Annotated in this window: 10 protein-coding genes and 4 pseudogenes; 4 read left to right on the top strand and 10 right to left on the bottom strand. The window is 56.3% G+C overall.

Translation table 11 applies throughout. The annotated features are described in order from the left end of the window. Nucleotides 1-171: 171 nt before the first annotated feature. From GEV02_RS21455 to GEV02_RS21440, 4 genes and pseudogenes are all read right to left on the bottom strand, one after another. Nucleotides 172-377: pseudogene (locus GEV02_RS21455) on the bottom strand (ATP-binding protein); the annotation flags it as partial. A gap of 587 nt (nucleotides 378-964) precedes the next feature. Continuing rightward, nucleotides 965-2059, bottom strand: a pseudogene (locus GEV02_RS21450) (IS3 family transposase). A 409-nt stretch (nucleotides 2060-2468) separates the two neighbouring features. Further along, entirely contained in the window at nucleotides 2469-3560 is a 1092-nt protein-coding gene (locus tag GEV02_RS21445; RefSeq protein WP_152840006.1) for a hypothetical protein, read from the bottom strand. Between the two features lie 361 nt (nucleotides 3561-3921). Then, a complete protein-coding gene (locus GEV02_RS21440; protein WP_174999209.1) occupies nucleotides 3922-4158 on the bottom strand; it encodes a hypothetical protein in 237 nt (78 codons plus the stop codon). On the opposite strand from GEV02_RS21440, the gene GEV02_RS33850 reads away from it, so the two are divergent. Then, complete coding sequence (locus GEV02_RS33850) at nucleotides 4058-4291, top strand: ATP-binding protein (protein WP_456320530.1); 234 nt, start codon at nucleotides 4058-4060, stop codon at nucleotides 4289-4291. The two genes, GEV02_RS21440 and GEV02_RS33850, sit on opposite strands and share 101 nt — an antisense overlap. Nucleotides 4292-4550: 259 nt before the next feature. Here GEV02_RS33850 and GEV02_RS21430 read toward each other — a convergent pair whose 3' ends face one another. The 4 genes from GEV02_RS21430 to sctY form a co-directional block, all read right to left on the bottom strand. Next, nucleotides 4551-4778 carry a hypothetical protein gene (locus GEV02_RS21430; RefSeq protein ID WP_152840005.1) on the bottom strand — a complete coding sequence of 76 codons (228 nt, stop codon included), beginning with the start codon at nucleotides 4776-4778 and terminating at the stop codon, nucleotides 4551-4553. 152 nt (nucleotides 4779-4930) lie between these two features. Continuing rightward, complete coding sequence (locus tag GEV02_RS21425; protein ID WP_152840004.1) at nucleotides 4931-5554, bottom strand: hypothetical protein; 624 nt, start codon at nucleotides 5552-5554, stop codon at nucleotides 4931-4933. A gap of 69 nt (nucleotides 5555-5623) precedes the next feature. Further along, complete coding sequence (gene sctV / locus GEV02_RS21420; protein WP_152840003.1) at nucleotides 5624-7738, bottom strand: type III secretion system export apparatus subunit SctV; 2115 nt, start codon at nucleotides 7736-7738, stop codon at nucleotides 5624-5626. Continuing rightward, complete coding sequence (sctY, locus tag GEV02_RS21415) at nucleotides 7735-8073, bottom strand: type III secretion apparatus assembly chaperone SctY (RefSeq protein WP_152840002.1); 339 nt, start codon at nucleotides 8071-8073, stop codon at nucleotides 7735-7737. The genes sctV and sctY overlap by 4 nt, the downstream gene beginning before the upstream one ends. Before the next feature lie 478 nt (nucleotides 8074-8551). On the opposite strand from sctY, the gene GEV02_RS21410 reads away from it, so the two are divergent. Beyond that, complete coding sequence (locus GEV02_RS21410; protein WP_152840001.1) at nucleotides 8552-9655, top strand: hypothetical protein; 1104 nt, start codon at nucleotides 8552-8554, stop codon at nucleotides 9653-9655. A 168-nt stretch (nucleotides 9656-9823) separates the two neighbouring features. Here GEV02_RS21410 and GEV02_RS21405 read toward each other — a convergent pair. Then, nucleotides 9824-10143: pseudogene (locus tag GEV02_RS21405) on the bottom strand (transposase); the annotation flags it as partial. Between the two features lie 127 nt (nucleotides 10144-10270). Between GEV02_RS21405 and GEV02_RS21400 the strand changes: the two are divergent. After that, nucleotides 10271-10381: pseudogene (locus GEV02_RS21400) on the top strand (IS3 family transposase); the annotation flags it as partial. Nucleotides 10382-10596: 215 nt separating this feature from the next. Here the strand turns inward: GEV02_RS21400 and GEV02_RS21395 are convergent. Beyond that, nucleotides 10597-11496: a hypothetical protein gene (locus GEV02_RS21395; RefSeq protein WP_152839999.1), complete on the bottom strand. Its 900-nt coding sequence runs from the start codon at nucleotides 11494-11496 to the stop codon at nucleotides 10597-10599. Between the two features lie 268 nt (nucleotides 11497-11764). Between GEV02_RS21395 and GEV02_RS21390 the strand changes: the two genes are divergently transcribed. Next, nucleotides 11765-12220, top strand: coding sequence for a type III secretion system chaperone (locus tag GEV02_RS21390; protein WP_174999247.1), 456 nt, complete (start codon nucleotides 11765-11767; stop codon nucleotides 12218-12220). The last annotated feature ends 80 nt before the right edge of the window (nucleotides 12221-12300 follow it).

Genomic DNA, 12300 nt, shown 5'->3' with positions numbered 1-12300 from the left:
AACTACTGTCGCCCGGTGGCCCGCGCCGCGATAAGCCCGGCTCCCTTAGAACAGAGTTAGGCTTTCGTGTTGCTTTACACTGGAATCTGACATGGTATTTGCATCGAATTATGGCCCACTGCTTGGGGTTTAAAGGTCATGCCGATGTTAAGTTCCTAGCCTCCTTTTCCTTTATGTGAGTTGATCTGTTCTAGAACGGTAGCTGTCATTTTCGGTTTCGATTATGTGGCAATGATGGGTGAGTCGATTAAGCAAAGCTGTCGTCATTTTCGCATCCCCGAATACGTCCCGCTTTCGGCGAAACCTAAATTGGTTGTGATAATGAGGAGTGTGCGCTCGTAGAGCTTGCTGATCAAGTGGAAACGTAGCGCGCTGCCCTGTTCGTCGGCGCGCCGAATTGATCATCATTTAGCCATCCACCCTTCGACAGAGCCAAGGAATAAAGTCACGGTCCGAATCCGAACTTTAAGTGGCCGGGGTAGATACGGAAAAAAATGTGTTTTAGCTGTAAGCAGTAGACATGGAAACGGGCGAAGTGATCAGCAAGCAGATTGAGCGTGGACAATTTTATCTTGGTTTGCAAATAGTATGCCGTGATTGGTTGGCAGGAAGCCTGCGGCCGCTCACAGCATTGAGCGCGTAAGTTGCAGCAGTTGGGCCACGAGGTGAAGATGATGCCAGGTAAGATGGTTAGGGCATTCGTGAACGGTAACAAAAGTGATGTGGCTGATGCACGTGCCATCTGGCTCGTGGCCCAACAGCACGGCGTGAACGCACGCGGTTAAGACGGAAGCACAACAGGCTGTATAGCGATGCAACGAATGCGACAGCAATTGGTAAAGAATCGTACAGCACAACGCTATGAGTTACATGGTCTATTGGCCGAGTATGGCGAGGTGTGCCTGATCCGCTTGGATTCCATGGACACTTCGGGGCCGGGAATTCGGTCGGTCAATGGTCCATTTCAAGCCCTCCAGAGACCGGACTCCGAGCGAAAGCCGTGGGGGGGGTCTTTGAGAGCCTTGTGAGGCCGAATCTCATTGTAGTCCACGCGCCATGCCTCCACGACGGTCTGTACCTCGGTCAAAGAGGTGAACCAGTGGACATTGAGGCATTCATCACGCGGTGATCCGTTAAACGTCTCGATGAAACAGTTGTCGGTCGGCTTCCCTGGCCGGCTGAAATCGATCTTGGTGTGATGGTGGTAAGCCCAGAGGTCCAGCATGTGCCCGTAAAATTCGCTGCCGTTGTCGACGAACAGGCATTTCGGTGCCGTCCGTTTTGCAATGATGCGGTTGAGCGCAGTCACGACATCCTCACCGCGCAGGCGATGGCCGGCCACGATGGCCAAGGATTCCCGGCTGTAGATGTCGATGATCGTCAGCAGTCGTATCTTGGTTCCGTCGGCGAGTTGGTCAGCCACAAAATCCATGCTCCACGCATCGTTTGCCTGACGTGGCTGCATGCGCACCTGGCGGGCGACCGAACTCTTGCGGCGCTTCTTGCTCCAGGCGCGCAACTGCAACTGCTCCTGGCAATACCATCGGTACGTCTGGTTGACGCCCAGTTGAAAGCCTTCGCGCTTGAGCAGCACATGCAGGCGCCGGTAGCCCCAACGCACGCGCACCAAGGCCAGCTCACGCAAGCGTTGTCGCAGCGCCAGCTTGAGATCCTTCCTGCTCGACAGATACTGCGTGCTACGCACTTGCCTGATCAACCGACAGGCCCGCGCCAGTTTCAATCCATAGTGGCCGATGATGTAATCGACCACCTCACGTTTCAACGCGGGCCGCCCCCACTTTTTTGACGCAACGTCCTGCAGGATTGCCTTGTCCAGACTCAGCTCGGCAACCAGCTTCTTCAGGAGCGCGTTCTCGTCCTGCAGGATATTGAGCTCCGGCACGTCTTCGGATTACATGCCGTCGCACTGTTTCTTCCAGCGATAAAAAGTCTGCTCGGAAATGCCAAGCTGCCGGACAATATCGCCGACCGCCATGCCCAGTTCGGCCTGCTTTAAGACGGATACAATTTGTTCCGCCGGAAAATGTTTGCGCTTCATGGTCAAGCCCTCCCGCACAGGAATTATTGACCAAAAACTCGCGCCCGGAAGTGCCTAATTTCGCCAAAGCAGATCAATTCAGGGCGCATGATCGACAGCATCAATGAGATCCTATGATTTTAGAAACGGCGGGCAGACTGCAAATCGGCTCCAAAACTGAAAGCGTTCAACCCACAGTGAAGGAGAGGGAAATGGAATCCGCCCACGACTAGAATTTTATGCCGAATGAGGAAGCGCTGGCGGTATTGCCGGAGCAGTCCGGCAAGAGCTGGAAGATTGGCTTGCATGATGACAACAGCACCCGACGCGCTCCAATGCCTTATGGATCGTCGCGGTGGATAGCGAAATTTCGGGTATCGTCGTTCATGACACTATTTTAGTTGAAACGACATCCGTGAATCGCACACTTTTACTGTTCAAGGTTGTCAGGCATTACGAAACTTACAGTCTTTGCTCTGGTACTGGGAACTTCCGAGAATGCGATAATGCGCGCGACTTCCTTGTCAATCAAAGCGTTGAGCAAGGTTGTTTTCCAAGATGAGTCAGATGTTTCGCCGCGCTGCTCGAGTTTGTTTTTTATATGCTGTCGCACGGCCTGCCGTTGGGCGACATCGCCATCCGACGCCGTGCTGTTCGCCACGCTGAGACTATCTTGAGCCAGTTCGGCAATCTGGCTTTTTAAATCGTCAGCAAAGGTGTCATAGCCATGCACCAACGGAAATTTTTCGGCATCATAACGCGAGACTGGCGTCGTCGCCTCATTGTTGGCGACAGTGGGCAGCAGCGTGTTCAGTTTGGCTCGGTTTTCCAACGACATCAGGGGGAATTGGTGCAGAACTTGTGCCATTGCAGCATCGATTTCGGCTTCGCTGGCATTTTTTGACGTGGTTTTCAAGACGCCTGCTCCCCCCCATTTCTCTCCTTGTCGCGCTTGCGCCACGACTGTTTGGGCTAATTCTGCACGCGTCGCTATTTGGCTGGAAGGTACTTTGGCTGATTCACGGTCTGTCGGCGCGTTCACCGTCAAATTTATCGCTCCCGCGACGAGCATATGGTGCAGCGGATCAAAGCTTTCGGATTGCGGATTCATGGCCTCCGATGTCGCCAATTTGTCTGCCATGTCCTTCAATACCGTAAGCGGATAGGCCTCAGTCAGCTGCCGTGACATATCGTAGTTGTTGCACAGATGTTGCAGCGCGTAGCTGGTTCCCGGGTCCTCATCGGTACCGGTTTTCTTTTTGGCCATCATTTGCTGGTATTTCTCCAACCCCGCCTCGCCTTCCTTCGACACATTTCTGGACGTCATCAACCCTATTGCGGAGAAGATTCGGGTTCTGAACTGCGCAAGCGCGCCGGGCTTGTTGCGCAGGCATGATCGGTTGACCCTCGGTGTGGTCGGTGTTGTCTGTCTGCAATCCCGCTTCGCAAGTTTCCCTTTGAAATCGGACATCGAGATCGACAAATCAAAACAACTTAGAAATAATTTTACCGATTCAATCATGGCTGGCTTTCGGATAGTGGCTACTGGCTGTAAATCAGTAACGCTGAGCGCGATAAAGTTCCATCTCAAGGCCGCAAATTCCAACTTAAAACGCTTGGCATTTCAGAAGGGCAGTTCGAATAACTAGCTTTTTCGAAAATAGGCGCTATACGAATCAATGACATCTAGCCTGCGGTGAGCGTCAAGCGGGTCGGACACTGGCGAGGCATGCTGATAAAAATCGAGGCCGACGTTAAGGTGCAGTTGAACATCCCGGTCAGTTGCAGATAATCCTGGTTCGCGCCGATGGAATGCAGGTCGACGCGGATAAATGCAGGTTCATTCGCAGCTTATGCTGGTTTGAGGGGGCCTTCAGTTGCAGTTATTTCTGGCCGAGAGTTGGCTCGAATGCAGGTTCGTGAGGTTTCAAACGCAGGTCGGTACAGGTATCGGTCGCAGGTCGATAGAGTGCCCGGTCCTGTTCTCCGTAGAGGATCGCCGCACCGCCCGCTTTCAGGATGCCCTCGGCGCGTTCGCTGGCAGCCCAGCTCTGCTCCTTGCGTGGTATCAGTGGCGGCGAGCCGTCGATCTGCTCCGCGTTGAACACGGTCGACTTCACTTATCAGCCGTCGATCGACAAGAAAGAGTTTCAGACGCTGACGAGCTGCCATTACATCGACCATGGCGACACCGTACTGATGCTCGGGCCGCCATGCGTTGGCAAAACCGATCTGGCAGTGGCGCTGGGGTGAAAGCAATCGATGCCGGCTAGGGTGTCTTGTTGACAACGGCGGCCAATCTGATCGCGGCTCTCAGCCGCGCGCATGGAGAGGGACGCCTCGATGAAAAGCTGAAGGTCGAGGGGTGCTTCGACAGTCACGCCAGCAGCCTGCTGCGCGAATGCACGCAGGCCGCGATGCGCTGCGGCATCTCGGCGGTCATGGGACTACCGTTGGCCGCGTACAGTTCGACGAATTTTCGTCCCACATGTGCGCCAGGCAAATTTGGTAATCAACCGCTGTGGGTGCAGTAATAGACAGAAACAAACCAGCAGCGGGGATCATCATAGCCGCGTGGAACTTTTGGCTTGCTGACAAAGACCATCGTATTTGCAGTGGCTTGTAGAGTTGCGGAATTAGTCGCCAGATCCTCATTTGCGCTAGCAAGATGCTGCATACCTAGAGTTAGCAGTGCAGTCAACAGCAGCAGAGTGTATTTCACAGTCTTCATTTTCTTCATATTTACTCCATAGAACGAGGTTAATAACCGTGCCAAATTAAGGCACTCTTTGTGTACCTCATCACGGGGAAAAGTTCGATGTCGGATTTGCGTTGGCCGCCTTGGAATGGGCTGAACGGCCAGTTCCACGCCGATCAGCCGAGAGTAGCTTCTCAGGGAGTTATCAGGTCAAATGCCGTGTTAAATATTTCAAGGCCATTCATATCGCCGTCCCGCTCCAATTTCTCAGCCCGGCAACCAACATTGCCCGAAATCGCAGTAGTGGCCATGTCGTATGCTTCCCCGCCCAATGCCTTCGCAAAATAATGCGCCTTCAATTGTTCCTCGCTCATGTTAGCGAACAGCGATGCATAACGTGACATATTACAACGCGCCACGTCGGCATCGCCATCGACCTGCTTAGAGGCAATGAGCATCATTGCCCCGATCGCTGTCATCGTCAGCTGTTCCGCTGCTACATCTTTATTCGCTAGTTTCTTACTCAACGCTAGCAGCGTCTCTAATACATTACTCTTCGCAATATTACGGCGGAGGTGGGCTTGAACCATTGCATGTGCGACGGCGGTGGGAACCACCAGCAAAGCAGACAATAGCCGCGTTTTGAGCGACGTTTTCGATCTTGGCTTGCCGCCAGCGCAACCACGGTGCGCGACTCGCGCGACCAAGTCCTGAAGCCAGGCAACGAAATGCCTGAGCTGCAGCCCCCGCCCGATCCCGCCGGGGGCGATTTGCTCAGATGCTGGGATGCGTCTGTACTGTCCTTGTTTTACTCTCATGATATTAACTTTATCAGCTGTTCCATGTTGTTAAATATGCGCCACGTCGCCCTGCGTACGACGTGCCCGCTACTCCAGTTCGATGCGCGCGAGCGGCTGGATATTGATCTCCGTGGTCAACTCTTGGTATGAAATCACAGGTAGGTCGTACAGGTCTTGCTCGATCATCTTGCGCACGTAACGCCGGATGTCCATTGATGTCAGCAACACCGGTCGCTGAGTGGCCACCGAAAGGTCTCCCACCGCGCGTTTGATGCTGTCGAGTAGGCGGCGCGAAACTTGCGGGTCCAGTGCCAGATAGCTACCCGCCGAGGTTTGCCGGATTGCCGTGCGCATCGTCTCTTCAACATTGGGCGCGAACAGATAAGCCGGCAACATGTTTTGCCCACCCGAATACTTATGTGACAGGTGGCGCTTCAGGGCCGCGCGGATATATTCCGTGAGCAGCACGGAATCCTTCTCTTTCTGGCCCCAATCGATCAGCGCTTCAAGAATGGTGCGCAGATTCCGGATCGATACATCTTCCGAGACCAGACGCTGCAGGATCTCGGCGATCTTCTGGATCGCCATGACCCGTTGTACTTCCTTGACGAGATCGGGGAAGCGCTCTTCCATTGAGGACAACAAGAACCTGGTTTCTTGGATGCCGATAAAGTCGGCGGCATATTTCTTCAGCACCAAGGCCAGATGATAAGTCAGCACCTGGGTAGCATCCATGGTACTGGTGCCCGCTCGGGTAAGGAGGTCTTGTAGCCCCTCCCCGACCCAAACGGTTTGCAGATTAGGCAGGAAAGGTGTATCGGTTTCGGTCGCCACGCCCAATGCCCGCAAGGTATCCTCGCTCTCGCGCACGAACAGATAGCCGGGTCGCAGGTGCCCGTGGGCCACCGGCACCTCCTGTAACTGGATCGCGTAACTGTTAGCCGGCAACGTATCATTGAAGCGCAAGCTAATACCGGGGAACGGCACGCCCAGGTCGAAATACAGCGCCCGCCGCACTTTCAGCAATTCATCGTTAAGCAAGTCAGCCCGGAGCGTGGCCGATAGCGATTCCGCCACGTCCATGAGCAATGGCACCGTCGGCGAGAATTCGCTGGCCGGGTCGGCGCCCGGGCGTGGCTTGCCTTGTCCCGCCGCAGCCATGCCCGGCATCGCCCCCAGTCCGCCCCCGCCCGAACTGGCACTGGCAGGACGGTTGCTGTTGCGGTGCAGTATAAAGCCCATCCCACCGATCAGCGCGAACAGTGCAATGAACACGAGCGTCGGCATGCCAGGAATCACTGCAAAGCCTAGCATCACGGCGGCGCCTATCATGAAGGCGCGCGGCTGCGCCAGCAACTGGCGACCTATATCCTTGCCGATGTTGGATGGACCACCGTCATCTGTCGAGACGCGCGTAACGATCATGCCGGCGCAGATGGAAATGAACAGCGCCGGGATCTGCCCGATCAAGCCGTCCCCTATCGACAGGATCGCATACTTTTGTAAAGCAGCGCCTGCGCTCATATTGCGTTGCAGTACGCCGATCAGCAAACCGCCCAATAAATTGACGGCGACAATGATCAGGCTGGCGATAGCGTCGCCTTTCACGAACTTCATCGCCCCGTCCATCGCCCCGTACAGCTGGCTTTCCTTCTCCACCACCCCGCGGCGGCGGCGCGCCTCGTTCATGTCGATCACGCCGGCTCGCATATCGCCATCGATTGACATTTGCTTACCCGGCATTGCATCGAGCGAAAACCGCGCGCCCACTTCGGCCACCCGTTCGGTCCCCTTGGTGATCACGATGAACTGCACTATAGTCAGGATGAGGAAGACAACCAGGCCGACGACCAAGTTGCCCCCAACGACAAAGTTGCCGAACGTTTCAATGATGTGGCCGGCATCGGCCTGCAACAAGATCAAGCGGGTCGTGGCAATCGACAGCCCCAGCCTGAACAGCGTGCTGACCAACAGGACTGTGGGGAAGGCGGAGAATGACAGCGGCGAAGGAATGTACATAGCCACCATCAGCAAGATCGCCGAAAAGCACATATTGATCGCAATAAGCGCATCGACTAACAGCACGGGCAACGGCAAGATCATCATAAAGATGACCGCCACAATCACGGTGGCCAGCAGCAAATCGGTCCGCTCGGATGCGATCTGCAGGTAGCGTGAAACGCGGTTGAGCAGCGCGTTCATGGCACCACCCGCGCCGCAGCGGTGCGCAAGGCAAGGAACGCCTGCATCGCGACATGGGCATCATCGTCTCGCTCAAGGCGCGCAAAGGCGCGCGCGCGCAATAACTGCAGCAAGGCATCCGGCTCGCGCGGCCCCACCACACCATCCAACACTTTCAGAGCTTGCAGTGGTTGCCCCGCTTCGATACTGGCCCACGCCAACGCCTTCGCCACGATAGAATTGTCCGGCTCCAGCACGTGCAGCGCTGCGTACAAGGACTCGGCTCGGCAGGGAGCTCCGTTCTGAACATAAACATAGGCGAGCAACTGAATCAGATCGAGGGCATTGCTGGACATAGGCGAGATATGGCGAGGTTGACGGCGCCCGATGCGCCTGTGCAGGATAGGTAACGCTGCAGTCGGTTTGGTTCTGCCGCCTACCTGAACCAGGACGGCCCGCCGGAACTATCCTCGTTGCGCCGTCACCAAGGACATGAGGGTAATAAAAACGACCGACAAAGGAAAAGCCATGCTTGCGACATCAACTCCCGTTACCACGGAAACTCCCGTATCGGTAATACAGTCAGCGACACACGTTTCTCCCCTAAAAAGACTGTTTTCCAGCGTATGCGGCTGGACTAGCCGTCGGCCTAGCCGGACACCAGTCAGTGGCGCGTCGCTGGCGCACCGCGCCACAACGGCCAAGCCAAGTGGCGTCCGCATAGCGCTGCGATCTCTGCTGAAATCTCGTAGCACGGACGCCGCGCTCAAATGCCTTCGAGCGCTGACCGGGGCCAAATCTGCCCCCTTCTGCCCGGGGGGCGAGCTCCAAGGCATGACACTGTCAGACTTAAAAAAACTAGCAACGACACTTGACAACTGCCTCAAGCAGGATCTGAGTCTTGAGCCAGATTGCGCACGCATTCTGATGAATTTGGCAATGACGGTGGAAGAGCGCACTCGACATAAGGCACAGGACACCCTCCAGGCATCCATGAATGGATTGCTGACAGCGCTAAGTGAGGGGAATGAAAGGATGATGAGTTCTCACTGCAAGGCCTTGCAAGAGAGTTTGGCGGCGCTGACGATATTTGATGGTGCTGACACGGTCTGGAGGAATTTGCCAGCACTGACGAAAAACTACACCGCCGAGCAACGCTCGGGGTTAAGGGAACAGATCAAAACCAGGCTGGCGGCCGCCCCCCGCTTGTTCGAGACAGCATCCGAAGTGGTCGGCGCGCCGCTAATGCGTCACACCCTGCGCCAAGTGTTCGGCATGGAACTGCCGCCCATACAAAATACAATCCGGGTGCCTACCAACATCGTGGAGCAGGCAAAGAAAATAATGGAACAGGCTCCAAGCGAGACTGAGCTCACGCTTGTTACGTTAAGACAGGGAGTGCATGCCGCCAAAGCGTTTGTCCTCGACGCCAATCGAGGCATTCCAATCGAATTGGACGGAGGCATCCCGTTAATCGATTACAGTAATTGGTCACAAGTCGATGAAAACACGAGAATGATCCGCATCGGGGATGGTGTAGAAAAGTTGATCGCACTGTGCGATGGAAATGCAACCCAGGCGGCAGCACTTTCCTTGTTCGCCGCGCAAACCGCGTTTTCTGGAATAGTACTCGCGCTAGCAAAAACATGCGAAGACGCAAAAATAGTAGGAGTTCCGCATGGAGTCGTCTCGCCATCTAACGGCGTCGAACGATTCTTCACTCAGATCATTAAAGGTGAAAATGGCCCAGAGATAATTGCACATTACCAGCAAGAGGGAGGGAGCCTCGCTGAACAGGATCAAGCAGGTGTAGCCCGTTTGGATCCATCCAGCTGGTTCAGTGCCAAGATTCACCTCGTTCTATCATCGAACAGTCCCTTCTCCGCCAAGGTAGTGGGCGAGCCCCTGTTCGAAGTAAAGCTGGTGAAAGCCGCCTAGCCCGGATATTTCGCCTAGTAGTTCCACGACCGACAATCGGATGATAGATGGTCGTGGCGCGCAAATCATCGGATATCGGTAGGAATTTAGTGCAAGGCGGCTGCACCAAGCGCAATCTCCCTTACCCCACATTGTTTACCACGTGCCTTGGACAGCACTGGTCGGCATCTACGGAGCCAGTGCGCGTGCGGCGCCGATGAAGACGTGCTGCAAGGGATGCTGCGAGGCGAGCATCATGCGTACTTCCCGGGTGTTGTGCACAATGGGGGCGCCGATCTTGAGTAGAACAGCTTGACGTGGATCGCCGCCGCAGGCGCGCACCCGTTCGGTGCCGGCCAAGGCGAGGCGGCGCAGGTTGATCATCAGCGTGTGGGCGAATGCGGCCATTGGCCTGGAATTTGAGGCAGCTGACGCGCCTCCATATTAAGTTGTGCTTCCTTGATACGGTTCTTGGCCTCGCCGCGGGCGCAATACACGCGTTCAGACAAGGCTGCCGGTTACGGTGCGCCGCGCAGCACCGGCGGCGCCCGCGCTGAAACTGTACGGCCCGAATGGTTGGAGCATCGAGCTGCCGCAGGCCCCGCCGGCGGCTTGGTTCTCCACCCTGCTGGTCGATATCGGACAAGAGATGATTTACGTGCGGACGTGTTCGACTACATAGAAAGGTCTTACAATCCACGTCGACGCCATTTCACCATCGGCTATCTCAGTCCAGTACAGATTTGAAAATCTAAAATGTGCCTAGAGGAAGTGTCCGTGACGTTGGGGGGGGCAATGGCTTACCCGACGATTATGTTTCTCGCGGAAGTCAGACGAGCGCAACGCCATGTATCTAACTCGATCACGACGCTGCGCACACATCGACAGTGTTATCGCTGCACAACTGCAGCGCTGACCATGCTGCAGTGGCATAGCAAGACTGAATTTATGACACAGTAAGACTAGGCGATGCACATAGATAGAATTTTCCGCACTGCCTCGGCACTAGTGCGTCGTTGCTTGGCATGCTCGGCGGAATCCCAGCGCTCTTGCCGCTCACACGCCTCTTCAAACGCCCGACGGCCGTCCGCGCAATTTTTCTGGCCGACCAGGATCAGGTGTTGATTGCCCGCGATGCGTTGCTGCACGCTGAGGTCACTGCCCACCACATCCATGAGCGACAACAAATTATCAAAGGCGGCAAGCACCTTGTCCGCACCGCCCGGGCGCATCAACTCCCTCGCTCGCCCGAGTTCGGCGCGCAAATTACTGCTGTCGACATCTGCTGCGACCCAATTTGTCTGCGCTAGCAGCGTCAGCACGGGCAACAGTACTTCGCGCGATGACGCATTAAGACTCTCGATGTCGGCAATCAGCCGCTCCGCAGCCTTGTTGCGCAACACATACAGCACATCAGCATCCCAATGGCCTACAGCCTGGCAAGCCAGCTCAATCTTCCCCCATTGCGACGAATCGAGGGGCATGGCGGTCAGCGCCGAGCGTATCGCCGCAACGGGCACACCAGCCGCGCGCGCCTGCGCCAACGCTGAGTGCAAGCGCGAGGCGTACTCCGCCGGCGCCGCGCCGACAACATCATCCTGCATGGGCGCCGCCATCAGATCGGCGGCGAACCGACGCAAGCTCGGCTGCAACGCACCCTGCGCGCCCGATTGCTCATGGCGAGCTATCATGCGGGCCACCAGATAAGACCCGGGGGCCGCCGGCCACCCTCGCAGGCTGCCAGACACAGCGCCGGCCTGCGCCTGTTGTAGCAGACCGAATGAATTGCAGCCGCTGCGGACCAGGCTAGATATCGATGTCATCACGTTCAATTTTTTCACCTTTTTTGGATAGAGTTGCAATGAGAGCCACCGGTCGCGCGCCGTACGCTCCGCCGGTAGCAAGCTCCGCCCCTTGGGCAGTGCCCGGCGCTTAGTAACAGCGACACGATCCTCGTTCCACCGCTGGATTCGCAGCCATACTCCTGGAACTAAATGCGCGGCGGCGCCACTCATCCTGGGCAGGCTCGACGCGCGGGCATGCTGCGCCCGGCGCAGCCGGAAAGCATGGCTCGTGCAAGCCCCAATGCGATGGCCGCCGGCCTTCGCCCCCCCCACAAGGAGAGATGCAATGACCCCCCAGAATTTAGTCCAAGAGCTTGGCCAACGACTAGGCATTACCCTAACACTGGACCAGGCAGGCCTGGCCCGCCTGATGATCGATAACACGCTGCCGGTGGACTTCGAACACGACGAAAGCGGCGACCGCCTGCTGGTTTACTCGACGCTGGGCATCACACCGCTTGGAGAGGAACGCGAAACCGTATTCGCCGACTTGCTGTCGGCGAACCTCTTCGGCGCGGAACTTGGCCCATGTTCGCCGGCACTGGACATGGTACGCGACGAATTGCTGCTGTGGTTTGCGCTCGACGAGCAAAGCGATATCGACGGCGCCATGAAGGCGCTGGAGAACCTGGTTGCACAAACCGAACATTGGCGCAGCCGCATTGCCAGCGGCGGCGATGACCTCGCGAGCTCCGGCGCCCCCACCCCCAACGGTAATCTGGACAATTTCATTCTAGCGTAACCGGGCCTTATTACAGTGCGGCAGGCGTTGCGCCCTGCCGCATCGTCTTTATCACCTTCTGCTTTTTTGGAACACGCGTA

Source organism: Rugamonas aquatica (assembly GCF_009380215.1).
In the GTDB taxonomy this organism is placed as follows: Bacteria; Pseudomonadota; Gammaproteobacteria; order Burkholderiales; family Burkholderiaceae_D; genus Rugamonas; species Rugamonas aquatica_B.
The sequence above is the reverse complement of the archived record's forward strand: the minus strand, read 5'-3'. Positions and strand labels throughout refer to the sequence as shown.